Origin of the sequence: Shewanella atlantica, from assembly GCF_003966265.1 — a bacterium.
Lineage (GTDB): Bacteria > Pseudomonadota > Gammaproteobacteria > Enterobacterales > Shewanellaceae > Shewanella > Shewanella atlantica.
Window position 1 is genome coordinate 1 of the sequence record NZ_RXNV01000011.1, and the last position, 26,051, is coordinate 26,051.

21 protein-coding genes and 1 rRNA gene are annotated in these 26,051 nt (G+C 45.5%); 8 read left to right on the forward strand and 14 right to left on the reverse strand.

All coding sequences use genetic code 11. From position 1 onward, the window contains the following. The 3 genes from EKG39_RS17805 to EKG39_RS17815 all read right to left on the reverse strand — a co-directional run. Positions 1 to 62 (reverse strand): 16S ribosomal RNA (locus tag EKG39_RS17805); the annotation flags it as partial. Between the two features lie 577 nt (positions 63 to 639). Then, positions 640 to 1,509 carry a cation efflux pump FieF gene (gene fieF, locus EKG39_RS17810; RefSeq protein WP_126507335.1) on the reverse strand — a complete coding sequence of 290 codons (870 nt, stop codon included), beginning with the start codon at positions 1,507 to 1,509 and terminating at the stop codon, positions 640 to 642. Positions 1,510 to 1,612: 103 nt separating this feature from the next. Next, the gene (locus EKG39_RS17815) at positions 1,613 to 2,119 is read right to left on the reverse strand and encodes a Spy/CpxP family protein refolding chaperone (RefSeq protein ID WP_126507336.1); all 507 of its coding nucleotides are present in this window, start codon (positions 2,117 to 2,119) and stop codon (positions 1,613 to 1,615) included. A gap of 236 nt (positions 2,120 to 2,355) precedes the next feature. Here EKG39_RS17815 and EKG39_RS17820 point away from each other — a divergent pair, with 236 nt between their 5' ends. After that, complete coding sequence (locus EKG39_RS17820) at positions 2,356 to 3,039, forward strand: response regulator (protein ID WP_126507337.1); 684 nt, start codon at positions 2,356 to 2,358, stop codon at positions 3,037 to 3,039. Further along, positions 3,039 to 4,406, forward strand: coding sequence for an ATP-binding protein (locus EKG39_RS17825; protein ID WP_126507338.1), 1,368 nt, complete (start codon positions 3,039 to 3,041; stop codon positions 4,404 to 4,406). The genes EKG39_RS17820 and EKG39_RS17825 overlap by 1 nt, the downstream gene beginning before the upstream one ends. On the opposite strand, the gene EKG39_RS17830 is transcribed toward EKG39_RS17825, so the two are convergent. Further along, a complete protein-coding gene (locus EKG39_RS17830) occupies positions 4,403 to 5,047 on the reverse strand; it encodes a TetR/AcrR family transcriptional regulator (protein ID WP_126507339.1) in 645 nt (214 codons plus the stop codon). The genes EKG39_RS17825 and EKG39_RS17830 overlap by 4 nt on opposite strands. Positions 5,048 to 5,182: 135 nt before the next feature. Here EKG39_RS17830 and EKG39_RS17835 point away from each other — a divergent pair, with 135 nt between their 5' ends. Continuing rightward, a complete protein-coding gene (locus tag EKG39_RS17835) occupies positions 5,183 to 6,046 on the forward strand; it encodes a LysR family transcriptional regulator (RefSeq protein ID WP_126507340.1) in 864 nt (287 codons plus the stop codon). Between the two features lie 632 nt (positions 6,047 to 6,678). Here the strand turns inward: EKG39_RS17835 and EKG39_RS17845 are convergent. The 7 genes from EKG39_RS17845 to ardA (EKG39_RS17875) all read right to left on the reverse strand — a co-directional run bounded on the left by EKG39_RS17845 (position 6,679) and on the right by ardA (EKG39_RS17875) (position 15,754). After that, positions 6,679 to 7,830: a DcaP family trimeric outer membrane transporter gene (locus tag EKG39_RS17845; protein WP_126507442.1), complete on the reverse strand. Its 1,152-nt coding sequence runs from the start codon at positions 7,828 to 7,830 to the stop codon at positions 6,679 to 6,681. A 296-nt stretch (positions 7,831 to 8,126) separates the two neighbouring features. Continuing rightward, on the reverse strand, positions 8,127 to 8,492 hold the full coding sequence (gene ardB / locus EKG39_RS17850; protein WP_425470187.1) for an acrylate reductase cytochrome subunit ArdB: 366 nt from the start codon (positions 8,490 to 8,492) through the stop codon (positions 8,127 to 8,129). A 28-nt stretch (positions 8,493 to 8,520) separates the two neighbouring features. After that, positions 8,521 to 10,041 (reverse strand): acrylate reductase flavoprotein subunit ArdA, encoded by a 1,521-nt coding sequence (gene ardA / locus EKG39_RS17855; RefSeq protein WP_126507341.1) that lies wholly within the window; start codon positions 10,039 to 10,041, stop codon positions 8,521 to 8,523. A gap of 786 nt (positions 10,042 to 10,827) precedes the next feature. Continuing rightward, the gene (locus EKG39_RS17860; RefSeq protein ID WP_425470188.1) at positions 10,828 to 11,955 is read right to left on the reverse strand and encodes a hypothetical protein; all 1,128 of its coding nucleotides are present in this window, start codon (positions 11,953 to 11,955) and stop codon (positions 10,828 to 10,830) included. A gap of 158 nt (positions 11,956 to 12,113) precedes the next feature. Further along, the gene (gene dddY / locus EKG39_RS17865) at positions 12,114 to 13,358 is read right to left on the reverse strand and encodes a dimethylsulfoniopropionate lyase DddY (protein WP_126507342.1); all 1,245 of its coding nucleotides are present in this window, start codon (positions 13,356 to 13,358) and stop codon (positions 12,114 to 12,116) included. A 481-nt stretch (positions 13,359 to 13,839) separates the two neighbouring features. Then, positions 13,840 to 14,205, reverse strand: coding sequence for an acrylate reductase cytochrome subunit ArdB (gene ardB / locus EKG39_RS17870; RefSeq protein WP_425470189.1), 366 nt, complete (start codon positions 14,203 to 14,205; stop codon positions 13,840 to 13,842). Positions 14,206 to 14,233: 28 nt separating this feature from the next. Beyond that, positions 14,234 to 15,754, reverse strand: coding sequence for an acrylate reductase flavoprotein subunit ArdA (ardA, locus tag EKG39_RS17875; protein ID WP_126507343.1), 1,521 nt, complete (start codon positions 15,752 to 15,754; stop codon positions 14,234 to 14,236). Between the two features lie 268 nt (positions 15,755 to 16,022). On the opposite strand from ardA (EKG39_RS17875), the gene EKG39_RS17880 reads away from it, so the two are divergent. Next, positions 16,023 to 16,940: a LysR family transcriptional regulator gene (locus EKG39_RS17880; protein WP_126507344.1), complete on the forward strand. Its 918-nt coding sequence runs from the start codon at positions 16,023 to 16,025 to the stop codon at positions 16,938 to 16,940. Here EKG39_RS17880 and acuI read toward each other — a convergent pair. Both acuI and EKG39_RS17890 read right to left on the reverse strand, forming a co-directional pair. Next, the gene (acuI, locus tag EKG39_RS17885; protein ID WP_126507345.1) at positions 16,937 to 17,917 is read right to left on the reverse strand and encodes an acrylyl-CoA reductase (NADPH); all 981 of its coding nucleotides are present in this window, start codon (positions 17,915 to 17,917) and stop codon (positions 16,937 to 16,939) included. The genes EKG39_RS17880 and acuI overlap by 4 nt on opposite strands. 175 nt (positions 17,918 to 18,092) lie before the next feature. Further along, a complete protein-coding gene (locus tag EKG39_RS17890) occupies positions 18,093 to 19,889 on the reverse strand; it encodes a sigma-54-dependent Fis family transcriptional regulator (RefSeq protein ID WP_126507346.1) in 1,797 nt (598 codons plus the stop codon). A gap of 303 nt (positions 19,890 to 20,192) precedes the next feature. Here EKG39_RS17890 and exaC point away from each other — a divergent pair, with 303 nt between their 5' ends. From exaC to EKG39_RS17905, 3 genes are all read left to right on the forward strand, one after another. Then, complete coding sequence (gene exaC, locus EKG39_RS17895) at positions 20,193 to 21,713, forward strand: acetaldehyde dehydrogenase ExaC (protein WP_126507347.1); 1,521 nt, start codon at positions 20,193 to 20,195, stop codon at positions 21,711 to 21,713. A 257-nt stretch (positions 21,714 to 21,970) separates the two neighbouring features. After that, positions 21,971 to 23,524, forward strand: a complete 1,554-nt coding sequence (locus EKG39_RS17900) for a YjjI family glycine radical enzyme (protein WP_126507348.1) — start codon at positions 21,971 to 21,973, stop codon at positions 23,522 to 23,524. Beyond that, positions 23,496 to 24,392 (forward strand): YjjW family glycine radical enzyme activase, encoded by an 897-nt coding sequence (locus tag EKG39_RS17905; RefSeq protein ID WP_126507349.1) that lies wholly within the window; start codon positions 23,496 to 23,498, stop codon positions 24,390 to 24,392. The genes EKG39_RS17900 and EKG39_RS17905 overlap by 29 nt, the downstream gene beginning before the upstream one ends. On the opposite strand, the gene EKG39_RS17910 is transcribed toward EKG39_RS17905, so the two are convergent. After that, positions 24,389 to 25,321 carry a LysR family transcriptional regulator gene (locus tag EKG39_RS17910; RefSeq protein WP_126507350.1) on the reverse strand — a complete coding sequence of 311 codons (933 nt, stop codon included), beginning with the start codon at positions 25,319 to 25,321 and terminating at the stop codon, positions 24,389 to 24,391. The genes EKG39_RS17905 and EKG39_RS17910 overlap by 4 nt on opposite strands. Positions 25,322 to 25,575: 254 nt before the next feature. Here EKG39_RS17910 and trmL point away from each other — a divergent pair, with 254 nt between their 5' ends. Beyond that, positions 25,576 to 26,040, forward strand: a complete 465-nt coding sequence (gene trmL, locus EKG39_RS17915) for a tRNA (uridine(34)/cytosine(34)/5-carboxymethylaminomethyluridine(34)-2'-O)-methyltransferase TrmL (RefSeq protein ID WP_126507351.1) — start codon at positions 25,576 to 25,578, stop codon at positions 26,038 to 26,040. The last annotated feature ends 11 nt before the right edge of the window (positions 26,041 to 26,051 follow it).

A 26,051-nucleotide genomic window follows, 5' to 3' on the forward strand; every position in this document is an offset into this window, starting at 1 on the left:
ACTTGCATGTGTTAGGCCTGCCGCCAGCGTTCAATCTGAGCCATGATCAAACTCTTCAATTAAAGTTTTTTTGTTCTCATCCTATTAGGGATGAAGAACGGCTCAATGAATTATACTGTTTATATAGTGACCCGAACTAAGTTCGAGTCTATGAACACTCATTCATTGAGTAATATTTTGATTGCCGACATTCCGAAGAACAGAAGACAATTTCGAATAACTCAACACCTGTGAGTGTCCACACAGATTTCTTGTTTCGTATTGTTAAAGAACGTTTGCCGCTTTGGGCTAGGGCTGCGTATTCTACGCTTTCCTTAGTTGGCGTCAAGTGCTTTTTTAAAAAGTTTTTTAATCGTTTAAAACGAGTTAAAAACCATTGTAAAACTTGGCTAACTTGTTGCCCTGTCTCGGTGCTACCTTACTTTGCTTAACGCTTTGAAAGGCTGCTGTGCCGTGTCAGTGGATGCGCATTATAGGGATGTGAGCCGAGAGCACAAGGGCTTTTTAACGAAAAAACGATCTTTTTTAAGATCCGGCTTTTAGCCACATAGTACCCACTAATTACCCCCAGAGTTATCCACATAACATCTCCTTTGGGGGTAATTTGGCTACCTAATCACTGTTTAGGGCCGCATCCTGTTACACAGGATCTTGATGGATGATCACTTCAGCATGGTCAAATGCGCTTCTTAACCTTTCCTCGGTTTCATCTGCGATAGTATGGGCATCTCTTAATGTAAGAGCACCATCCAACTCTAAGTGGCATTGAATGAAGGTGGTCTTTCCTGACTCGCGCGTTCTAAGATCATGAAATCCATTTACCCTTGGGTCTTGCTGAATCAACTCAACAATCTTTAATCGAGTATCGGCATCCAACTCCCGATCTAACAATGACTGAATAGAGCGGTAGCCTAATCCAATGGCTTGTTGGCCAATAAATATCGCAATAAGAATGGCAAACAAGCCATCGGCCCACCACCAGCCATACTGAGATAAGACTAATGCAAGTAATACTGCCGCATTCAAGAACAGATCTGACTTATAGTGCAACGCATCGGCTTCCACTACCGTACTGGAGGTCTCTGCTAAGGCTCTTTTTTGTAGTAAGACCAAAGCAAACGTTAATACTATAGCGATGATGGATACGACGACACCAAGCATTGGATGATTAATTGGTGCAGGATTTATTAATCTGTCGCCACCGTGAAACAGTAACAGAAATGCTGAACCCAGAATGAATGCTGACTGCGCTAAGGCTGCCAGAGGTTCAGCCTTACCATGTCCGTACCTATGATCCTGATCGGCCGGTACGATTGCATAGCGGATAGCGATAAAGTTAACAACTGAAGCAAGCGCATCGGCAAATGAATCAGTTAATGACGCTAGCATACTGGCCGAACCTGAGTACATCCAAGCCGCCATCTTGATAATAATAAGGGTCAAGGCAGTAGCCACAGCTGCGCGGCTAGCTAACTTGACCCAGAAATCGTATTGGGAAGTTTGTTTCATAGGATCATATTTCTACTATCTATAGCTACTATCATTATCTATTAGATAGCAGGGGAAGCACATGAACCTAAGTGTATCTTAAATCATTCTAAAATACTGACGACTATCGCGAACCTTTACGTTCGTGACGAGAGTGTCCCTTTTCGAAATTCTCCTTGAACTTAATTTGCTGCTCAGGAGTCAGTAGCTTATATATATAATTCTGAACTTTAAGCATGCCTACAGCCTTATCTTGGCGCTTCTCATGCTTTTGCTGCATGAGTAGTTTTACTTGAGATTCATCGAAACTATCAGCTGTGATCAAAGCTAGCATTTCAGCTTTATGTGCCTGTCGCTCATCACTCGTTGGACGGCTATCCTGCATTGACTCTTTCTGGGCTTTCATCAATGATTTGATTTCGGTGCGCTGTTCATCGGTTAAATCTAATCCTCTGAACATCTTCTTCATATCACTCTTCATACCACCATTATGATGCCCCATTCTGTCACTCTTCATATGGTAGCCACTTTCCTGGCATCGAGTCTGCTGTTCTGCATACACGCTTGTCGCTAATAACGCGGTACTGGCCACGACGGCAAGTAGCCCTGCTTTCAAAGTATTCGCTTTCATATAACTGGCCTCTAATTTTATGGGGTGATCCCCTTGATTCGACACTAGCTATTTTAGCGCCCCCTATGTAAGTCAGGGTTTTGGTTTCGTAAAAGACTGTAAATATAGTAATACTGACTATTACAGCCTATGACTGCATTGTTATCTTTACGTAGAATTACATTGATAAACTGCAATTGACATCCAAAAGCGTATACTTTCCATGTAAGCGTCTTGTATTAAGGTAGAGAAATTTAATGAGCCAGATATTACTGATCGATGATGACTTAGGCCTGTCTGAGTTATTGGCCCAACTCCTTGAGTTAGAAGGGTTCGAACTCACGCTGGCCCACGATGGACAAGCGGGGCTAGAACTCGCACTCGAACAGCAATTTGATCTGATTCTTTTAGACGTGATGCTACCTAAACTCAACGGTTTTGAAGTGCTAAAGGCACTACGTGCCAGCAAACAGACTCCGGTGCTGATGTTAACGGCGAGAGGAGATGAAATTGACAGGGTTGTCGGACTAGAAATAGGGGCCGATGACTACCTGCCTAAACCATTCAATGATAGAGAACTCATTGCCAGAATAAAGGCCATTATAAGACGCTCAAATATTTTGCCAGATGAAAAGGCGACGACTGTACACGAATATGGTGATATTCAACTCGACCCCGGCAGACAAGAGGCTTATTGCCAAGATCAACTGCTCATATTAACAGGAACAGAATTCGGCCTATTGTTTGAGATGTTACAAAATGGCGGTGAGTTAATCAGTAAAGAGATGCTAAGCGAAAAAGTGCTGGGCAAAAAGCTGATGCCATTCGATCGTAGCCTGGATATGCACCTTTCAAATTTACGAAAAAAGTTACCAGAGCGCACCGATGGTCGACCACGAGTCAAGACAATCCGAGGTAAGGGTTACATTTGGCTGCCGTAATGATCAGAGATAGACTTCCGAATCGAATTTTTATTAAATTACTGCTCGGCTTTTGGCTTTGTAGCTCCTTGATCATTGCCATCGTCGGCATGCTTCCTCTACTACAGCAAAGCCACGATCGTGCCCCATTACCCCCTCATTTAAATAACCTGCTCGCAAGATTTGCAGAGCGGATTATAGAGGACCCTAAGATAATTCAAGACAACCAGTTCAGGCATCTTAACCACCGTCGTGATTTTAAGGGGAAACCGATTCGATTTTATCTGGTAAATGATCAAGGAAGAGTCATCAATACCGAGAAAGTGTCACGCGGCATGCGGCGATTCATGCTGATGGCTGAGGAAGCCAGTGAGCCAATCAGTCATCAATTTAAAAATGAGTTGCTCTTTGGGCCTTACGACTTCGATGTTGGAGGAAAACAATACTCATTATATGGGCGATTTAATGATCATCATCCAAGACCCTGGTTTTTCTTCTTCGCGGAAAACAAACTGCTCACGCTAACACTGGCAATCACATTATCCGGACTAATATGTGGGTTACTCGCCTGGCACTTAGGTAAACCACTTCGAACACTTAGGCTTAGTGCCGATGCGCTCGCCAATGGCGATCTGACCAATCGAGTCGACAAGGCTACGACCAAACGAAAAGATGAGATTGGTCAATTGGCTCAGGCTTTCAACGGCATGGCCGACTCAGTTGAAAATATGGTTAATAGCCAACAAAGACTCATCAGTGATATTTCACACGAGCTTCGTACACCGCTGACCCGATTGCAACTCGCGCTAGCCTTAGCTCGAAAGAAGGGTCAGGAATCGACAGAAACAGAGCGGATTGCCTATGAGGCTGAGCAGTTAGAGAAGATGATTTCAGAGCTACTAGAGTTATCTAAAGTCAAACTAAATGCTCATGAACACAAAATACACTTGGGCTTGGCCGAAACATTAGGGCAGGTGCTCGACGATGCAGAGTTCGAGGCTGAACAACAAGGTAAGAGTTTATCAATCGAGATAGATGAGGATATAGAGTTACCTCTCTATCCTAAGCCTCTGTCCCGTGCGATAGAAAACCTGTTACGCAATGCGATTCGTTACTCACAAGCTTCGGTCTCAATAAAAGCGCACAAGAACATGGACATGGTGACGATTGAGATAAGCGATGATGGCCCGGGCATAGAAAATGAACAAGATCTGCAGGCGATCTTCAAACCCTTCTATCGTCCTCAATCGGCACGAGAGCGAGAGTCTGGAGGTTGGGGATTAGGGCTCGCCATTACCGAGGCCGCTATACTTGCCCATCAGGGAAGCATTACAGCGGCAAATATCGAACCCCACGGGCTAAATGTGACTATAGCGCTTCCTTGTTAAGCCGCAGACGCCACCCTCTCCTGCACCAACCAGGCAGAGAACTCTAACTTGTCCGGGATACGCTTATCTGAGTGTCCCATCAGATGGGTTAATGCATAACTGAATTGATAATACATCTGCACGTCACCACTATGCTTGTTGGCATCGTCGCTATTTATCATGGCGCCGCGTAAATAGTTGACGACTAACTCGGCCCTGTCGAAACCGGCGACATCACCAACTTGGCTAATCAAGCCCTTATTCCACTGCTCATATTGAGAGTGAAGCTTCTCGAAGCGGTGGCGGTAATACTGAGTTGCTTGTACTAAAATCTCAGCATTTGGCATCACACGTTCGATGACAAAACGTTGATTGGATAACGTATCTCGCAGACGCCAACAATGATGAAATAATATGCGCCTTAATGGATCGCTATAGTTGATATCATCTTCTTTGGCTTGAGCCAGCCAGCGGCTGTAATCGGCGCACGCTACTGCGACGATGAGATCGGCCTCGGAGGGAAAGTGATTATAGATGGTTCCTTTTGAGATCTGGCTTGCCTTTACCAGGTGTGAGCGACATAGATCGAATGTCTTGTGCCCTTGCAGACACCTTTGAGCGACCTCTATCAGGTAGTTACCACGCTGCTCCCAGTTACTCATAATCAACCTCACCAAACCTTTAGTAAACAATCTAATTTCAACTTCACAAACATAAGATAACAAGCTTCACTAAAGTTCGATATTGAGTAATATGGGTAGCACTATTAATTATCTCAATATCAACGGCCGTGACTTATGCTTAAGAGCGAACTATTAGAAGGCTTTATCGCTGTCGCCGAGTGCGGAAATTTATCCAAGGCTGCGGAGAAGATCTGCCGAACTCAATCGACCCTAAGCTTACAGATTAAGAAGCTCGAAGAGAGTGTGGGTCAGTCCCTGCTATTGAGAGATAATAAAGGTGTTTCGTTAACAGAGGCGGGTGAAACCCTGCTCAACTACGCTTACAAGATGATGCAGCTAAATTCTCAGGCACTCGACGAGCTTAAGGAGTGCCAGAATAAAGAGGTGATTCGTTTAGGTGTTCCTACCGATTACATTAACCGTTATCTCAGTAGTAGCCTGCTGGAATTTATTCGGGAATTCACCTGTATCGAATTAGTGATAGATACCGATGTCAGCGGTAACCTCTATAAGCGTCTGCATCAGGGGGAGTTCGATGTTATCGTCGCGACTCACTGGCAAACACCAGCACCAGGACATGGTGAGCAGCTATTTGAACGACGCTTTCTCTGGGTTGCAGCCAAGGGCGGCAATGCTCACAAACGTAACACTATACCTATGGCGCTCTACCCTGAAAACTGCCCTATTCGAGCCCAGGTCTTTGCTAATCATCAGATATCGATGCGTCAGATAAACGTTTTGCTTTCCACCCCCTCACCTACTGCTCTATGCATGGCAGTTGAGAATGATTTAGCCATAGCGCCTATCGCAGAGTTTAGGATTAACGACAATATGGAAGTTCTCGATCATATCGAGCATAACTTACCCCCTTTGCCAATGTTTAATGAGTCTCTGTATCTCAACCCCGATACCCAAACTGAAGCGACTAAGCAGTTGATCACCTTACTTAAGGCTCACACAGAAAAGTACCGGCAATAACGTACTCGTCATGTTGTCCCGCAAAAAAGGAGGCTTTAAGCCTCCTTGAACTAGTCTTTAATATCGCAACTTCAGCAATAAATCACTTTACCAATATGCTCTCTTAATTAATTTAAAGCGCATATTTAACCGAGAGTATGGCCTAATATACCTGCCGGTATTCAATGAGTCGCAGCGCCTAAACTCGAACAAAAAAACTGAAGAGACTAAACAATTAACCACCTTACTTAAGGCTCATACAGAAAAGTACCGGCAATAACGTACTCGTCATGTTGTCCCGCAAAAAAAGGAGGCTTTAAGCCTCCTTGAACTAGTCCTTAATATCGCAACTTCAGCAATAAATCACTTTACCAATATGCTCTCTTAATTAATTTAAAGCGCATATTTAACCGAGAGTATGACCTAATATACCTGCCGGTATTCAATGAGTCGCAGCACCTAAACTCGAACAAAAAAACTGAAGCGACTAAACAATTAACCACCTTACTTAAGGCTCATACAGAAAAGTACCGGCAATAACACACTCGTCAATTTTGACCCGCAAAAAAGGAGGCTTTAAGCCTCCTTGAACTAGTCTTTAGTCTCGCAATTTTAGCAATCAATCACTTTGCCAACATGCTCGATTAAGTAAGTTAAAGCACATATTTAACCGAGAAAATAACTCGGTTTAACTCACCTTTATCGCCATTTTGTTTCGTGTTTTCAGCATACATATACTCAACGCCGACGGTCATTGGCTTAACCGGTGAATAAAGTAAGTTCACATAACCTGAATACGACTCTTCATTCACGCTACCGCCAGTTAGTGCAACATCATTATCGGCTTTAAAACCTGAAACGGTGAAACTTGAACGCCACTTATCATTCCACCAATGACGATATGAAGCAAAGCCACCATAAGAACTGATAGTCTCAATATCTCCGTCGCTGTTTAATACACCGGCATTAGCATAGTTGAGCGCCATATAGCGGCCCATGCCATCACCCACTGTCGCAGAAAGTTTAATATCATCACTGCCAACAGGAATAACACCCGTAGCACTGACTCCATAGCCCATTTCCTGAGTATCTAAGCCACCTTTCTCAATGTTTAGCTGCCTCGCTAAACCGGCAATAGTGAACTTAGCACCACCTTGGGTTTTAAAATTGTAACGCGCAACAAAATCCGGAACCATACCACTGCCGCTGGTAATGCGGGCGCCGCCACCAAATGGAGTCACTGTCGTCTCAGGGGTTTCTACCGCGAACTGGAAGCCGCCATTGGTATAACGAACCAGAGACTGACGAACAAACGGAGTACCTTCAGCCGCGCCAACAAAATCTAAGTTCTCAGGAAGCGCACCAGGGTTTTGGAACGTACTCCAGGTCTGACCTACAGTCCAGTTATCGAAATTAACGATTGCATGACGAATACGCGGGGAGTAACTATTTGAAACGCGTTCATTACCATCTGCATGGGTCATAAAATCAAGTTCGATAAATCCACTGAGTTTATGCCCGTCAATATCAGTACTGGTTTTGAAGTTAAAGCGAGATTCACGAGCCTGAAAGTCGACAACTTGCTCACCATTACCTTCTACGCCATAAATAGTACCTGGCACGTAAAACTGTCTGGAAATATACCCTGAACCTGGTGCACCATTGCTGTAATCACTGAACATGACATCCGTTTTTACATATCCACCAAATTTAAACTCTGTATCTCCTGCCTGTACATTCATACATGGAGCACTTAAGGCAACAACGACTGCGGTTCCAATTAAACTAAGCTTTCCTGAAAATATATTATTTTTCATCACATCACCGTTATATTTTTATTGTTAAAATAACCTTCCCTAAAAGAAGTTAATAAAGGGAAGGTGTTCCACATAACTGCCGTTCAACACCAATAAGCAGATAACATCACCTTTTAGGTTGTTCGGCATATCCAATTGCCCAGACCAAAACTATTTTTGCAGGGAACAACCGACCAGGCACTTGTCATTGTGAAAAAACCAACCATATTCAGAAAACACTAACCAAATATGGCTGGTAGCTTCGGTTTAGACCGAAGATGGGAAACTAACGAAACTTCAGCACATTACTGCTTATGCTTATCAAACTTAAACGTATGGCAGTTGTTGCACATAGGCTGCTTAGGCTGGTGTTCACCATGACACTCAACACAAGGCAGTTCTTTACCATAGTGAAGGTTGTTATGTGGGTTTTGCCACTTATCCTCTTCGCTACGTGCTGTCTGCTCTACCAGCTCTTCTACATCATGACACTGCAAGCAGGAACCATCTGAAGGGTAGGTTTTGGTACCTTGGTCATGACAACTCTTACAACCTGAGTCATACACCATCTCGTGATAGTCACGCTTATCTCTTGCTTGTGCCGACAAAGCCAGACAGCAGCCTAGAACCAGCGCAAGTGCGGTATTCATTTTATTATTCATAATACTCATTACTCATTCCTCTTATTAGCTGGCCGGATTAGGCGTCCATGACACTTCTTGCTGCTGTCATACCCATCACCATACATTCAGGAATTGAGCAACTACCCAGACGGCTCACACCATGAACACCACCACACACTTCACCGGCAGCATAAAGCCCCTTAATCGGCTGACCTGTGAAGCTATCTTTCACTTCGGCTTTAGTCGTGATCTGCACACCACCTTGACAGTAATGTACCTTTGGCCATAAACGAACTACGGTGAAAGGTGCTTCGATGAACTTGTCTTTCGCCTTAGTCATATTTTTGCCAAACTGCTTATCATCACCTGACTTAACGTAACTGTTGTACTCTTCGATCTGTGCCTTAAGTGGCTTCACCGGCACCTCGAAGTGCTTAGCCAACTCTTCGACCGTGTCGAACTTCCAGCCTACGTTGTACTTAATCACTTTCTTGGTATTAGGATGCTTCTTAGAGTGCTTGTAGCTGGTGATCAAGATAGGAGGTAGCGCCTCACCTTTCTCATCACGGCAAGATAACTCTGCATCGGCACGCGTCTTACGGTCGGCAATTTCATTCATGAAACGCTTACCGGTCAGGCGGTTGATCGCCATTGAATGAGGGAAGTTATAGATGGAGTAGTTAGACACATATCCGAAACCACCTTCATCAGGTGATGCCCAAGGACCCGATTGGATATGAGCCATATGTACTGGGATTGCACCGATACGGAACATCTCGTACATACCTTCACCAGTCGCACCCGGTGCGTTGGTACAACCCACTTCTGATGTCAGAGTTGGATCTTGTGCCATACGTAGGTTGATGTTTTGAGCGAAACCACCGGTTGCCGCAATCACACCGCGCTTAGCACGAATGTAAACTACCTTGCCCGAGTCTTCCTCTTTGAAGTAGTAGCCTTCACGCATTTTAACGCCTTCAACTTTACCGTCTTCACCAATGATGAAGCCTTCAAATTTAGAGCGGTTATGGGTTTTAACACCAATGCGCTTACACTCTTTGTAAAGCGGTTGAGTGATACCGGCACCACAACTCACTGTAGTCTGGTAAGTACGGGCAACTGAGTGGCCACCTAACTGCTGTAGATATGGGTGGTATTCAGAACCTGCATCCATAGTCATCTGCAGCGCTTCAACAGCATGCTCAGCGACATGACGCAGCAGCCCTTCATCGGCAACACCACGACCAGACTTCATCTGATCCGCTACCATTCTGTCAACTGAATCTTTTACACCTTCTTGCTTTTGCATCGGGGTACCCGGTGCAGCGAAAAGACCGCCATTAATGGCTGAGTTACCACCAAAATATGACATCTTCTCGAAGATATGAACGTCTTTTGCACCTTTACGCGTAGCTTCGATTGCTGCGGCTAGACCCGCAAAACCAGAACCAATAATTAGGACTTCAACTTCTTTGTCCCATTTTACACCGTCCGCTTTTTCAGAAATGGCCATTGCTGGAGAAGCTATTGCTACACCCGCAGCAGCTCCCATTCCTTTAATGAAATTACGGCGTCCAAGCAGATTTACATCACTCATCTGTCATCACCTTTTTTGTTTTAATCGACATGGTGATCATAAAGATGGAATGAGTTCCAAAACGAGAGTTACAAAACAGTTAATTCCAAACAAACTGATAACACGCTCAAAGTTTCGCCTGGGTTCAAATTCGCCTAAAATTACAACTTTAGGGGTGTTTTGGAATCAGTTCCAAAACCAAATGGAAGGCTCGAAAGGCAAGGAAAATCAAGTCCTCCCCCTTCTAAAATTGTTTCATGCTTAATTAGCTATTTCCGGTTTACTGAAACTTCAAGAAAAATAACAGTGAGAAATCATGCTAAACCGGAACTCATATGCTCAAAAATCTGAAAATAGATAGAGATATGTATTACGAGTTAAGATTAAACTTCGGACACAAGAGCAAGAAGCACCTTCCGGTGCTCCCACTATTACATGTCTACGCGTCCTCAGGAATTGGAGTAGAGAAGCCAACACTAAGCTCCTATATCGAGTGCTTTAACCACATATATAGAGAAGAGATTTTAGAGATACGATTAGTTGAAATTCTCAGAGTAGTACCTGAAGTGAGCAATAAATGAATGAGCAATTTTATAAAGAGCAGCCAGTTCATTCGCTTGAAGATAACGCTGCGAGGGAATATTTGGCTAACTAGGGACTAGGAAAACTATATCTAAATAGGACAAAAATTGAGGTACCAGCATAGATCACTTCATAATGCTAAAGTCGTCAATACTGCTGAAAAATAATATAGATAAGCTACCGGGAGCTTTGGCAACTTATCTATACCACTAACTTCTAAATCCTTTAGAAGTAGTAACCGAAGTTGATGTTAACGCGCTTGTCCCAGTCATCACCCATCTCAGGAAGGCCAACATGGTCATTATTCGCCGTTGAGAAGGTCATGTTTTTACCCATGATAAAGTCGATCATGGTGTAAGTTGCACCGGCAGAGATAGCAACACCTGTCACGTTTTGCAGACTGTCATCGTAGCTGCTATCGGCAACATCGGGTGTCATCAAGCCAAAGTCGTTATAGAACTTCAGGCTTCCCCAATCGGTTGTAACGGTTTTCGCGATGTTCGCGCTGTAAGCCTGTCCTTTTGAAGCAATTTCATATTGCCAGCTCACCACTGAGACACCAATCTTATTAGCATCTGCGCTATCGGCTGCATCATACTCATACTGCATCGCCTGTAACTGCAGATTCCAGCCATTGAAGCTGCTATCGAGGTGTGCGGCTACTGCATAACGATCACCGGTATTACCGGTTTTGCTATTGTAGATCTGTCCCGCTTCGACCGAGCCGCCGAATGTGGTCGAGCCACCTTCATGTTCAATTTTGTAGGTCTGGCGCAGATTTAACTGGTTAGTCTCTTCATTATTGTACTCGGTGCCATTAATGGTTCCGGTATAAAGATCGGTCGCATAACGTTTGTTTTCACTTGCACCGTATTCGGCATTCTTATAGAACGCCATATCGGTATGCCAGCCATTCTTCTCATAAACCGCTTTAACACCAATATCATGGTCATCTTCGAAGCCAAGGTAGTAAGGAATACCGAACCAGAAGCTATTAGAGATAAAGCCGGGGTTACCAAATGGGACCTTGTTAATACCAAACTGAAACTGCCAATCGGTATTAAGTTCATAATAGCCATAACCATACTTAATATAATCGGTACTGGAAGTAAATCGATATTCGGCAGACAGTCCCCAATCACCGGTTTTGCCATTAAACTTGATAGCAGCCATATCAAAAGTTAGATCGCCGGCTTTATCCTTTGAACTTTCACTATAATCTTTATAAGCGTAGTTCACACGTACTGCGCCACCAACATTGATTCCGTCTTCAGCCTGAGCTAAAGTCGAAATTCCAGATAGTGCGATAGCACTCGCTACCATAGACAGCAGGAACTTATTCGTTCTCATCATTATCACCATTTATATTATTTTATTATCTTCAGACAAACACTTAAACTGAATGTACAAACCAAACTCTATTTGACATTTAAACTCCGGCTTAATACTTATAAATAGTTTTCATTGTAATAAACCGGAAATATTAATGTGGAATAATCAAAAATTAACGATTACCACTTTACTTTAGTCAGGTCACACTGAATAACTTCGCCGCGATTTGCGGGTGTACCAGGATTTTTAGCTGACTCGCAAAGCAATGTTGTACCATAGTCATTACGCTTGTCATGTGCATTACTTCTTGCCCAAACAGACACAATTGCACGCTCTTCCGGTTTAGCTTCACAGCTGCCATCTACATCAAATGCATGAATGGTATTTTGATGAAAATAGAGCAGAGGATCTTGCTCTGCGCTCCCCGCTTGCCACATAGAAGCTTCGTTAGCTTGACTCGCGTCAAATTGAACCCGACGCATCTTGTTATCTTCTTTTACCGTCTTAACCAGTGGAGAGTCTTCTCTTACAGCAAAGCTCTTGAATTGCTTTGCACATGCAGGCTTACGCATGTTGTAGTAGATCTCTGAGATGGCGTGATTGTGATATGGGTACAGGGTATCGACAGATTGCACTGTCATCCCCACTTCAGCACCAACTTTTTCGCCGTTAATTTCGTCGATACGCAGCAAGCCCCAATGGCCGAACACTTCGGCGTAGGCGTAGCCACCACGAATATTGTCGAAGTTCTTATCGTTACGCTTGCTCTCTTCACCATACATAGGGAACCAACCTGCAGCAGCCCATAAGTTTGGTAACGCATTCGCACTTACATCATATGGGAAAGAGGATGGCATTTTAACTTCGTTGCCTGTGACCATCTTGGCGAAGTTTTTAGTGAACTTCTGCCCTATTTTTCTGACCTCTTTATTGGTCACGTTAGTATTAAAAAAATCTTCGAACGATGTACGCTTGGCCCACTGTGCTACCGGAGAGTTCTTCTCCAGTTCGCCACCCGGACTGTAGATCCAGCTAACATCTCTCCGTGCACCAAAACATTGCTTGGCTTTTTCAGGGTTATTGATCACCTGATAGATATTTTTCACCATGATCTTCATGTCACGGCGATCCATGATGCACATTTTCTTACCACCTTCGGTGGAATCGAACAGTGCCTCATCAGAGTTAATACAGTTACTCTCTTCACCATTTGTTAATGCATGAGCATAGGCTTTTAAGTAAGTTAAAGTCTCATCCCATAAAATATCTACATATTTCTGATCTGCTTTTGAATAATTTGGCACTTCACCCAAACACTTAAATTCAGCATCTTTAATATCATTGATATCGAGAAAACTTGGAGTCTCTACTGCATAAGCACTATTAACCAATGCCAAGCTTAAAAAAATCGCATTTTTTTTCATAATAGTTCCATCACCACATCGTATTATATTAAGAGTAGATTATTATTTGTTTATTTAACTTTTACATCTAACTATAAAGGTATTCTTACACTACAATTTAAAACTTTAAAAATGTTTTATCACACCATTAAATTAAAAACTGAACTTACACCTCAAACTAACACCGCAACTCAAATCAACTTTACAATATTGAATTAACTTCACGCTTTTAACTTTTTTTGCAACTCACTTAATGAACATTTCGTCAGAAACAAATTTAATCAGCCAACATTTGAACTCATTTAAATTTCAAAGCCCCTCCACTAACAATATTAAGGAAGGGGGGGGCACACAGAAGACCAATAAGAGATAAATTTTATCTTTGCAGGGATATTTACTTCTTAATAGTAAACATGAATAACACTTTAATAACTAAAAAACCAACCGCAAATAGATGGGGGATTTACGGTTGGTCTATAAAAGTTACAACTAAGCGTAATTATTACTCTTTATGCTTATCAAACTTGAAAGTATGACAGTTACTACATATAGGCTTCTTCGGCGCATGTTCACCATGACACTCTACACAAGGCAGATCTTTACCATAGTGAAGGTTATTATGTGGGTTTTGCCACTTATCCTCTTCGCTACGTGCTGTCTGCTTTGCTAACTCATCAATATCATGACACTGCAGGCAGGAGCCATCAGAAGGGTAGGTTTTAGTACCTTGGTCATGACAACTCTTACAACCTGAGTCATACACCATCTCGTGATAGTCACGCTTGTCTCTTGCCTGTGCTGACAGGGCCAGACAACAGCCAAGAACCAGCGCAAGTGCGGTATTCATTTTATTATTCATAATACTCATTACTCATTCCTCTTATTAGCTGGCCGGATTAGGCTTCCATGACACTTCTTGCTGCTGTCATACCCATCACCATACATTCAGGAATTGAGCAACTACCCAGACGGCTCACACCATGAACACCACCACACACTTCACCGGCAGCATAAAGCCCCTTAATCGGCTGACCTGTAAAGCTATCCTTCACTTCGGCTTTAGTCGTGATCTGCACACCGCCTTGACAGTAATGTACCTTTGGCCATAAACGAACTACGGTGAAAGGTGCTTCGATGAACTTGTCCTTCGCCTTAGTCATATTTTTGCCAAACTGCTTATCATCACCTGACTTAACGTAGCTGTTGTACTCTTCGATCTGTGCCTTAAGTGGCTTCACCGGCACCTCGAAGTGCTTAGCCAACTCTTCGACCGTGTCGAACTTCCAGCCTACGTTGTACTTAATCACTTTCTTGGTATTAGGATGCTTCTTAGAGTGCTTGTAGCTGGTGATCAAGATAGGAGGTAGCGCCTCACCTTTCTCATCACGGCAAGATAACTCTGCATCGGCACGCGTCTTACGGTCGGCAATTTCATTCATGAAACGCTTACCGGTCAGGCGGTTGATCGCCATTGAATGAGGGAAGTTATAGATAGAGTAGTTAGACACATATCCGAAACCACCTTCATCAGGTGATGCCCAAGGACCCGATTGGATATGAGCCATATGTACTGGGATTGCACCAATACGGAACATCTCGTACATACCTTCACCGGTCGCACCCGGTGCGTTGGTACAACCCACTTCAGATGTCAGAGTTGGATCTTGCGCCATACGTAGGTTGATGTTTTGAGCGAAACCACCGGTTGCCGCAATCACACCGCGCTTAGCACGAATGTAAACTACCTTGCCCGAGTCTTCCTCTTTGAAGTAGTAGCCTTCACGCATTTTAACGCCTTCAACTTTACCGTCTTCACCAATGATGAAGCCTTCAAATTTTGAGCGGTTATGAGTTTTGACACCGATGCGCTTACACTCTTTGTAAAGCGGTTGAGTGATACCGGCACCACAACTGACTGTAGTCTGGTAAGTACGGGCAACTGAGTGGCCACCTAACTGCTGTAGGTAAGGGTGGAATTCAGATCCTGCATCCATAGTCATCTGCAGCGCTTCGACCGCATGCTCTGCTACATGACGCAGTAGTCCTTCATCGGCAACACCACGACCGGATTTCATCTGATCCGCAACCATTCTGTCTACAGAATCCTGCACGCCCTCTTTTTTCTGCATCGGCGTTCCCGGTGCAGCGAAAAGACCGCCGTTGATGGCGGAGTTACCACCAAAATAGGACATCTTCTCGAAGATATGAACGTCTTTTGCACCTTTACGCGTGGCTTCGATTGCTGCGGCTAAGCCCGCAAAACCTGAACCAATAATTAAGACTTCAACCTCTTTGTCCCATTTTACACCGTCCGCTTTTTCAGAAATGGCCATCGCAGGAGTAGCTATTGCTACACCCGCAGCGGCTCCCATTCCTTTTATGAAATTACGGCGTCCAAGCAGATCTACATTGCTCATCTGTCATCACCTTTATTTGTTTTAATCGACACGGTGATCTTAAAGATGGAATGAGTTCCAAAACGGGAGTTACAGAGCAGTGTATTCAAAACTATTTGATAACATAATGAAAATTCAGCTTAGGTTCAAATTCATCTGAAATTACAACTTTAGAGGTATTTTGGACTCGATTCCAAAACAAGGTGAAAGGCTCGAAAGGCAAGGAAAACCAAGCGTAGTTCATGTCGTAATGTTACTGTTATGAGAAGTAAAACTGAAAAAAGCGTGTATGGAACTGGAAGATATCTACCGACAGGATCTAAGTTTGCTTATCGCATTGCAGATCTTGGTCGAAGAGTGCAGCGTTACTCAAGCCGCTAAGCGATTACACCTGAGCCAATCTGCCACCAGCAGAATTTTGGCGCGTCTGCGTGACATGCTCAACGACCCACTTTTTTCCCGTGTCGGACAGAGGTTAGTACCTACTCAATTTGCCCTCGATTGCTACCAACAACTACAGCAACCTACGGGCCAGTTAATTGAAATGCTTACACCTAAGGTGTTTGTACCTGAAGCCTGCCGGCAAAAATTCATCATCGCCGCTACCGACTACGCGATGCAGGCCCTGGTGCCCTTCATCTTACCGGATATCTATCGTAAGGCGCCTAATATCAAGCTAGAAATCGTCCCGGTTCAACATAAAGAGCTGCAATCTCAGCTCAGCGCTCAGGGAGCCGATATGGCGATCTGTCGGGCCATAGGACAGACATTACAGCTTAATCAGGAGTTTCTGGGGAAGGTGGGGGTGAGTTGCTTGCTATCGCCGGAACATCCCTTAGCAAACAGTAAATTAACATTAGAAGACTATCTACGCTACCCACATGGGACTATCGCGATCAGTGATGGGGTGAAGGCGCTGTTAGATGCAGCGATTGCCGAGCAGCAAGCTCCGACGGAGCGGCTGAGGGCATCGCATCTAGATAGTGCGCTGGCTCTACTTCCCTTCCAGCCTCTGTTGATCATACTCCCGGCCGGAATGGCTCAACTGGCAGCCAGTAAACACAGGTTGAGGGTTAAGCCGCTTCCTTTCGAGTTGCCACCAGTGAACTATAAACTCTTCTGGCATTCCAGGTGTGAATCAGACAAGGGTCAGCAGTGGCTCAGACAGGAGATAGCCACTGCGACACAAAGGTTACTCGCTGATTAGAGCTTAACAAGCACTCGACCGGTAACTTGCCCTTTAACTATCTTATCGGCGAAATCAGGAACCTGATCCAGGCTGATAGTCTGACCCGCTTGCTGATAGTAGCTTTCGGGTAACAGTTCAAGCACTTGCTCCCATGCCGCCTGGCGCTTTTCAAATGGGCATGATACAGAATCGATACCTAACAAGCTGACACCACGCAGAATAAATGGCATCACAGTGGTTGGCAGTGCAAATCCACCAGCCAGACCACAAATCGCTGCGGCGCCACCATACTGCATCTGCGCCAATGCGGTCGCCAACACCTTGTTACCTACTGTATCGACAATACCCGCCCAGCGCTGCTTCTCCAGTGGTCTTGCATCTTGCTCGAGCTCACTGCGTTCAATCACTTCATTGGCACCGAGGGAGCGAAGCAGATCGGCATTCGCATCACTGCGGCCAGTACTGGCCACGACCTTATAACCCAGACGTGATAACAGGGTGACGGCGACTGAACCAACGCCACCACTCGCACCAGTCACTAAGATATCACCGGACTCAGGTTTAATATTGGCATTTTGAAGTGCCTGCACGCAAAGCATAGCCGTCAGACCTGCAGTACCAATCATCATAGCCTTGCTTGCATCACAAGCTTCAGGCATGGGCACCAACCAATCAGCCTTTACGCGTGCCTTTTCAGCCATGCCACCCCAGTGGTTTTCGCCAACACCCCATCCGGTCAGGATAACTTTATCACCCGCCTTATAGCGTGGGTCTGCGGATTCACTGACGATACCTGCGAAATCGATACCCGGCACCATAGGGAAATTGCGGATAATGCGTCCGGTTCCGGTTACGGCCAAACCATCTTTATAGTTCAACGATGAACAAGCCACATCGACTAACACCTCACCTGCAGGCAAGTCAGTCTCTGGAAGTTGACAAATATTTGCTAACGTAACCCTATCTTCTTGTGTTAATACCAGTGCTTTGAACATGTTGGACGCCTCTGAAATTATGAGCTTTCAAGCATAGTGCAAAATACTACATGACTGAACTGCATATTTTGCATAAATGCAATGCAGCAAACGCATGACTAGCGATAATTTGACGAGCATCCACTTTTTGAAGTGAACCATCGGCGACAAAAACAACTACGCAGTAAATCTGCTATTAGTTTTTCAAGCCGAGACGCTTGAGTTTTCGATATAGTGTGTTTCGACTCACCCCCAAATGTTTAGCACACTGACTCACATTCCCATCAAAACGCCGATAAGCGGCAACAACATTAGCATCTAGGGTATCACTCAGTCCCATGGGTTCTGACTCGGTGTGCTGAATAGCTTCTCCATCCATCAACTGCATTTGCAATTCATCGGGTAAACCGGACCAGTTAAGCTCGGTTTCACCTTCAGCCATAAGACTGGCGACCTGCATAAAATTATCCAGCTCTCTGAGATTCCCCGGCCATTGATACTGACATAGTTGACTCAACAAGCGACCACATAAATTCTGTTCATGCACCTTATGCTTGTTATGTAATTTTTTAATGATGCGCTCAATGTCACTGCGGTGTCTCAGGGGTGGTAAGCAGATCTGTAACCCATTGAGGCGATAGTAGAGGTCTTGCCTGAACAGGCCATCGGCAACCCGCTGTTTCAAGTCTGTATGTGTCGCGCCTATCACCTGAATATCGACGTTATATACCTTATTACTCCCGACCGGGATCACCTCTCGCTCTTGCAGCACCCGTAATAGCCGACTTTGAGCCCCCAGAGACATCTCACCAATTTCATCCAGAAACAGGAAGCCTCCATCTGCCTGACGGATCTTGCCAATATAACCGTCTCGATTAGCCCCAGTGAAGGCGCCTGAGTGATAACCAAATAGCTCAGATTCAACCAGATTGTCAGGTAAAGCCGCACAATTGACCGCAACAATAGGTTGCTCTCTCCGCTGGCTTTGACCATGCAATTGTTTAACGAATTGATCTTTACCCACACCTGTTTCCCCTGTAATTAGCAGGGGGATATTTTTACTCAGCACTTTATTGGCATGCTGCCAGGCCCGCTCTAATTTAGGCTCACGAAACTTAACGCCCAACTGACTCACTGGTCTGTTCGAACCAGATACCTTTGATCTCACCGGTGTACGAGCCGGCTTTAATGGCTGAGTCTGCAAATGCAGGTTTTCATGCTGCTGTATTCGCTCATTGTTGAGCCAGCCTCGCCCCAAATGTTGAGCTATGGCATCACCGACTTGCGCCGCTCCCAGTAACTGCCTTGCCATAGGGTTGCAACCCAGTATTTTTCCAGCATTATCAGCCACTAAAATACCCTGCCATCCCGAATTAATGAGTGAGGGCTGAGAAGCAAGGTCGATGCGATAGTGGCTATTGGGGAGATGACACAAGATTGCCGTTTCCACCTGCTGAGCCAGGCTGGAGACTAAGAGTAAGGTTTGTTGAGTGTGCCTTTGCTGCTCACTGGTAATATCGATTGCCCCTATCATCTCACCGGAAGGCGAGAATATGGGACACGCGGTACAACTCATAAATCTATGCTGTCGTATGAAGTGTTGGTCGCCAACCACGGAGACCGCTTGTCTGGCAGTCAATGCCGTTCCAATCGCGTTGGTTCCCTTATGCGCCTCTTGCCAGTTAACCCCGATGTCGAGCGCCACATTTGCCAGCCTATCGGAGTATTTATCCACTCCCCAATGACATAAAACATAGCCCTCTTTGTCGGACAAGATAAGTCGACTGCTGGTATGAGCCATTAACTGATTAAACAGGGGTAAGGCATGACTCTGAACCAAGCCTATCAGCTGGCCATGTTGCTCATGCTTTTGCCGGATGGCCGATGAATTCAGGCGAAGCTCTTCGGGTGGCTGAGACTCTGATAAACCTGCGCCCACACTTCGCTGCCATGAGTCAGATAACCAATGTTGTAATTGCAGTTTAGATGCCATAGCTGTGTTCCGTTGTGGCACACCTGGGTGTGCACTTTTATCACAGTGTGACCTCTGAGCTCATACCTACTACCGACAGCCCACACACATTCAATAATGCAAAATTAGTTTTTCATCATACTGTTAGCCATAAAAATCCACAACTCCTACCAATTTGGCCCACTACTTGCGATATCAGCTCCGATAGCGATGGCATAAACGTCCCCATGCAGACTGCTTTAAAGCAGCTAGTATTAAGGGCGTTTAGCTCCGTAAGCAGAACAATAACAAGATCGAACAACAAGACAAAAAAGGAATTCAATCATGATCTACGCACAACCCGGTACCTCTGACGCACTCGTCAAATTCAAAGCCCAGTATGCCAACTATATCGGCGGTGAATGGATAGCGCCTGTCGGTGGCAAGTACTTTGACAATAGCTCGCCGGTAAATGGGCAGACCTTTTGTCAGATCCCCCGCTCCGATGAGCGCGATATCGAACTCGCTCTGGATGCCGCTCACGCCGCGCGGGAGTCTTGGGGGCTAACATCGGTCACCGAGCGCTCTAACCTGCTATTGAGAATTGCCGACAGAGTCGAGCAAAACTTAGAGTACCTAGCTGTCGCGGAGTGCTGGGAAAATGGTAAGGCGGTGCGTGAGACCATCAATGCCGATCTGCCCCTGTTCGTAGACCATTTCAGGTATTTCGCCGGTTGTATCCGGGCCCAGGAGGGAAGCGCTGCCGATATCGACTCGAATACCGTCAGCTACCATTTTCCCGAGCCTTTGGGCGTCGTTGGCCAGATCATTCCATGGAACTTTCCACTCTTGATGGCAGCGTGGAAAATTGCTCCGGCTCTTGCGGCGGGAAACTGCATCGTACTCAAACCCGCCGAGCAGACTCCTGTCTCCATCCTGGTAATGCTAGAGCTGATTGAAGACCTGTTACCTCCGGGAATACTCAATGTCGTCAATGGCTTTGGCACCGAGGCAGGTCAAGCTCTGGCCACCAGCAAACGTATAGCAAAACTGGCGTTCACGGGTTCGACCGAAATCGGTCACCATATTCTAAAGTGTGCTGCTGAGTCATTGATTCCATCAACTGTCGAATTAGGTGGAAAGTCTCCCAACGTTTACTTTGCAGATGTGATGGATCATGAAGATGAATACCTGAGTAAGGCGGTTGAGGGGATGTTGTTAGCCTTCTTTAACCAGGGAGAAGTCTGCACCTGTCCATCCCGGGTACTTATTCACGAATCGATCTACGAACCCTTTATTGCCAAGGTTATCGAACGCGCCAAAACCATCAAGCAGGGCGATCCCTTAGATACCGATACTCAAGTCGGTGCTCAGGCATCTCAGGAGCAATTCGATAAGATACTCAGCTACCTGCAGATCGGTAAAGATGAGGGTGCTCAGGTGCTACTCGGCGGTGACATGTGCAAGTTAGATGGAGACCAGGGTAGCGGGTATTACATCGAGCCCACCATACTCAAAGGCACCAACGATATGCGGATCTTCCAGGAGGAGATCTTCGGTCCCGTTATCTCGGTAACCACCTTCAAAGATGAAGCCGAAGCCTTAGCTATCGCGAATGATACCGAGTATGGCTTAGGCGCCGGGGTTTGGACTCGCGATATGAACAAGGCGCAGCGCATGGGACGCGGCATTCAAGCCGGACGAGTCTGGATTAACTGCTATCACGCCTACCCTGCCCACGCTGCATTTGGCGGCTATAAAAAATCAGGAATTGGCCGTGAGACCCATAAGATGATGTTAGATCATTACCAGAATACCAAGAACCTACTGATAAGTTACGATGTAAACCCTCTTGGCTTCTTCTAAAAATAGATACATGTTAAGAAAGTAAATGATCCACCGCCATACCCTCATGGGTATGGCGACTTCATATCCACCCACCTTAAAACGATGAAACCAACTGACAAGCTCGAAGAAAACCCCACTGGTAACAATGCCGAATTAAGTGTGAGGCCAAACTACGGATTTACTTTTTGGAAACCGTGAAGTCACAGTTTTTCACTTTAGATAATAAGTTTCCCGAGGTAGATTAGTAACCATAATTTTAAAGTGGATATTGCATCATGACCTTGCAGGAAAAATTGGCTCAAATCGTTAACGACCCAAGTCTGTCCCCCAAGCAGAAATCGAACTATTTAGCATTAGAGGCCGATGCAAGTCTACCTTATCTCGCTACTTCTGAAGCCGTTGCTCAGGCCATGAAAACAGGTATTATCTGCGATATGTTTGAGGGCAATGCCCCATTCAAACCCCGCTACGTTTTGCCCGATTACGCTAAATTTTTGCAGCAAGGATCGGATTATCTTGAGCTACAGGCCGCTCAGGATCTGGATGAAGCACTCAATGCATTAACCATCATCTATCATCACGTTCCCTCGGTGACCAATATCCCGGTTTATCTGGGTCAACTGGATGAGCTCCTGATGCCTTTCGTCGACGGCCTGGATGAAGAACTCCTCTACCGAAAATTAAAACTCTTCTGGATCATGCTCGACCGCACGCTTCCCGATGCCTTTATGCATGTCAACATCGGGCCGAGCGACAACATCGTCTGTCGAACCATTCTGAGAGTCGATGCCGAGCTTAAGCAGGTCGCACCAAACCTGACCTTTATGTACGACCCCGATATTACGCCGGACGAGTTATTACAGGTTGCAGCGAGCAACATCTGTGAATGCAGTAAGCCTCATATTGCCAACTACCCGATCCACAAAAGCGCTTATGACAAACAGGGTTTCGGGATTGTCAGCTGCTATAACTCATTGCCTTTAGCTGGCGGCGCCAATACCTTAGTACGCCTCAACCTTAAAGAGGTCGCACTTAAAGCCGACAGCATAGATAGCTTCTTTAGCCATACCTTGCCCCATTATTGCCAGCTAACCTATGAGTTGATCGAAGCTCGCAGCAAATACCTACACGAAGAATCACATTTCTTCGATAGTTTTCTGGTCAAAGAGAATCTGATCGAAGAACAAAGGTTTGCGCCTATGTTCGGTATTTACGGCATGGCAGAAGCGGTTAACATACTACTGGGTAATCCGGAGTTATCTGAAACGGCATCTGAGAAACCGAGTAAACACTACGGTCACAGCAAGGCTGCGAATGAGTTAGGTCACCAAATCTCGGCCGCACTGGATAACATAGTTAAATCGACTCCTGTCACCTATGGCTACCATGGGCGTGCGCTTTTACATTCTCAGGGTGGGATCAGCCTGGATATTGATGTGACTCCCGGAGTGCGGATCCCCTATGGCACCGAGCCCGATCCCATATCCCATGTGCGGGCATTAGCCGAACATCATCAGTATTACACTTCCGGGATCAGCGATATTTTGACTATCGATGAGACAGTAAAGTCTAACCCTGAAGCCATGTATCAGCTGTGCAAAGGGACACTGAACTTAGGTTTCCGCGAATTTACCGCCAATGTCGCCTCTAACGACTTAGTCCGGGTCACAGGCTACATGATTAAGTTATCTGATATTGCTGACTTTAAACAGCAAGGCTCCCGTACCAATACCACAGGGTTAGGCGCTGAAGCGGCGGCCAATACCGGAATTTTAAATCGCAAACCAAGAGTCACGAGTCATGAACAATCGCCAGTCTACGCTAAGTAAAACGGCGTTAGTCAGTCAGATTATCAACTTCTCATGTGTCGACGGGCCTGGAAGCAGGCTCGTTATTTTCTTGCAAGGGTGCAACTACAACTGCAAGAACTGCCATAACCCTCACACAATAGACATGTGTGACAGTTGTGGCGACTGCATTACCCACTGCCCCACCCAGGCGCTGAGTATGACTTCAATCGGTGGTAAAGACGCGATCCGCTGGGATAGCGACTTGTGCTCCGAGTGCGATACCTGCTTAAGCGTATGTCCCAGACAATCGACCCCTAAGACTCGTGAGTATAGCGTCGCTCAGATGTTGGAAGTGATCCAACAGCACGGCTCATTCATCTCCGGAATAACGATTTCCGGTGGTGAGGCGACACTACAACTTCACTTCATTAAAGCCCTGTTTAAGGCCATCAAGTCGAGTGAGGAGCTGCAACACCTATCTTGCATGATCGATAGTAACGGCAGCTTGAATGAAACCGGCTGGCAAAAGCTTCTGCCTTATATTGATGGCGCTATGATAGATCTAAAATCCTGGCAACAGGAGACCCACAGATACATCACGGGTCGGGATAACCACAAGGTATTTAGGTCTCTGAACCTATTAAGTCAGCACAATAAATTATACGAAGTGCGATTATTGCAGATACCTGGAGTGACAGATTTTGAATCTGAGATTGATGCACTGGCAAGCTTCCTGACCCGGCTTCCTTCCTCGACACGGATCAAGCTCAATGCATTTCAACACCATGGCGTAACTGGAGAAGCATTAGCATGGCAAACCTGCTCGGAGGATAATATCGAAAGACTGGCAAGCCAGTTGACTGAGCGGGGAGTAAAGCCACTGATCTTACCGAGTGTTTATATTTAACGACTGCAATCTAATATCTGTTGATATAACCAACGGTGCGCCGGATCATTCATACTCGGTCTGTGCCAAACCAAACTATATACCACCTCGCCATAGTTAAAGGGCAGAGGTTTTATCTGTAAACCTTTAGCCTGAAAGGCCGTTTCGGCCCATCTACGAGAACAGGTAAACAGTAACTCACTGTGATGACACATCAGGGCCGCACCACCAAAATCCGGCACAGAGATAGACACTTTGCGCTGCAACTCCTGCTGCGCCAGCTGCATTTCAAAAAATGGAATATTAAGATCCGCATCCGTAATACCGATATGACCGTAACTCAGGTAATCATCTATAGTAAAAGCCTGCTCCGAGTTGCCATTTTTCACCAGAGGGTGCTTCGGACTCATCAGACAAACCATCTCATCATTAGTCAAAGTCTCCCACACAAGATCGCTGTGAGTACTTGGAGGCTGACTGCGGTCATGAGGCAAGATGATGAAATCTAATGTCCCTTTCGCCAAACCATCGAAACCGACACTGTCTTTTGACCAGATATCCAGACGAATATTTGGTGCCAGTGTCAACACATGAGCACTTAACTTAGCCGCCAACAACTCAAACGTACTCTCACGCATGGCTAACGAGAAGCGTCCCTGATAACGGGCGGGGTCGAAAGCCTCTTGTGTCATGATCTGATTCATATCATTGATCATCTGATGCACACTGGGGCCGAGACGGCGTGCTAACGGAGTTGCAACCAGCTTATTCCCGTGACGATAGAATAACTCATCATTCAGGTTAGTACGCAGCTGCCCCAGAGTCTTACTGATTGAAGACGGACTTAAACATAACCTCTCGGCACTGGCTGTCACACTTAGGGTATCTAACATCACATGCAAAGTGACCAAATGCTTCATGCTGATCCGCGAGAGTTTAATGAGGTCCATAAACCAGCCATTCTCCTGATAGGTTAAAACTCCGAAACTTATGCAGCATAATATACCCTAAAACTGATCCATCTAAGCTTATATAAATTGAAAAGAGATTCGTCATTGCCTTCAATCACCGCCTGGTTCTGCTATCCTACGGGGGCCTGAAACGAGCATTTTAAAGTGGCTTGGGTATATATTTGATGCTCAGGTTTTCCGGTCTCTGTTTTTTCCCTTATAATCACCGCTCATTATTTTTTAGGCAGGTCAGCATGTTTCATATCGCACTCTACGAACCCGAAATCGCTCCCAACACAGGTAATATTATTCGTCTCTGCGCCAACAACGGCTGTCAGTTACACCTGATAGAGCCTATGGGCTTCGATCTGGAGGAGAAGAAGCTTCGTCGTGCGGGGCTGGATTACAGCGACCTCACCCGAGTAACCCGCCATAAAGATTTTGAAAGCTTTCTCGCGGCGATGGATGGCAAGCGCATCATGGCATGTACAACCAAGGGCAGCAGACCCCATACTGAGCTCGCTTATGAGAAAGAGGACGTACTGCTATTCGGGCCTGAAACTCGCGGATTGCCGATAGAGATCATCGAGTCTCTTCCAACGACTCAGCGTCTGAAAATCCCGATGACGGCGAATAGTCGCAGCCTTAACCTGTCAAATGCCGTGGCTATCATCAGCTATGAAGCATGGAGACAAGTTGGATTCGAAGGGGCGGTGTAGCTCGTAGCTTA

What these genes read in the sequence shown, in the direction of transcription:
- EKG39_RS17860 (WP_425470188.1), bottom strand. Translation starts at nt 11,955, where the DNA reads ATGATGAGAACGAATAAGTTCCTGCTGTCTATGGTAGCGAGTGCTATC.
- EKG39_RS17900 (WP_126507348.1), top strand. Translation starts at nt 21,971, where the DNA reads ATGACCTTGCAGGAAAAATTGGCTCAAATCGTTAACGACCCAAGTCTG.
- dddY (WP_126507342.1), bottom strand. Translation starts at nt 13,358, where the DNA reads ATGAAAAAAAATGCGATTTTTTTAAGCTTGGCATTGGTTAATAGTGCT.
- EKG39_RS17880 (WP_126507344.1), top strand. Translation starts at nt 16,023, where the DNA reads ATGGAACTGGAAGATATCTACCGACAGGATCTAAGTTTGCTTATCGCA.
- EKG39_RS17815 (WP_126507336.1), bottom strand. Translation starts at nt 2,119, where the DNA reads ATGAAAGCGAATACTTTGAAAGCAGGGCTACTTGCCGTCGTGGCCAGT.
- ardB (WP_425470187.1), bottom strand. Translation starts at nt 8,492, where the DNA reads ATGAGTATTATGAATAATAAAATGAATACCGCACTTGCGCTGGTTCTA.
- EKG39_RS17910 (WP_126507350.1), bottom strand. Translation starts at nt 25,321, where the DNA reads ATGGACCTCATTAAACTCTCGCGGATCAGCATGAAGCATTTGGTCACT.
- trmL (WP_126507351.1), top strand. Translation starts at nt 25,576, where the DNA reads ATGTTTCATATCGCACTCTACGAACCCGAAATCGCTCCCAACACAGGT.
- ardB (WP_425470189.1), bottom strand. Translation starts at nt 14,205, where the DNA reads ATGAGTATTATGAATAATAAAATGAATACCGCACTTGCGCTGGTTCTT.
- EKG39_RS17835 (WP_126507340.1), top strand. Translation starts at nt 5,183, where the DNA reads ATGCTTAAGAGCGAACTATTAGAAGGCTTTATCGCTGTCGCCGAGTGC.
- EKG39_RS17830 (WP_126507339.1), bottom strand. Translation starts at nt 5,047, where the DNA reads ATGAGTAACTGGGAGCAGCGTGGTAACTACCTGATAGAGGTCGCTCAA.
- EKG39_RS17890 (WP_126507346.1), bottom strand. Translation starts at nt 19,889, where the DNA reads ATGGCATCTAAACTGCAATTACAACATTGGTTATCTGACTCATGGCAG.
- EKG39_RS17825 (WP_126507338.1), top strand. Translation starts at nt 3,039, where the DNA reads ATGATCAGAGATAGACTTCCGAATCGAATTTTTATTAAATTACTGCTC.
- ardA (WP_126507343.1), bottom strand. Translation starts at nt 15,754, where the DNA reads ATGAGCAATGTAGATCTGCTTGGACGCCGTAATTTCATAAAAGGAATG.
- fieF (WP_126507335.1), bottom strand. Translation starts at nt 1,509, where the DNA reads ATGAAACAAACTTCCCAATACGATTTCTGGGTCAAGTTAGCTAGCCGC.
- EKG39_RS17905 (WP_126507349.1), top strand. Translation starts at nt 23,496, where the DNA reads ATGAACAATCGCCAGTCTACGCTAAGTAAAACGGCGTTAGTCAGTCAG.
- ardA (WP_126507341.1), bottom strand. Translation starts at nt 10,041, where the DNA reads ATGAGTGATGTAAATCTGCTTGGACGCCGTAATTTCATTAAAGGAATG.
- acuI (WP_126507345.1), bottom strand. Translation starts at nt 17,917, where the DNA reads ATGTTCAAAGCACTGGTATTAACACAAGAAGATAGGGTTACGTTAGCA.
- EKG39_RS17820 (WP_126507337.1), top strand. Translation starts at nt 2,356, where the DNA reads ATGAGCCAGATATTACTGATCGATGATGACTTAGGCCTGTCTGAGTTA.
- exaC (WP_126507347.1), top strand. Translation starts at nt 20,193, where the DNA reads ATGATCTACGCACAACCCGGTACCTCTGACGCACTCGTCAAATTCAAA.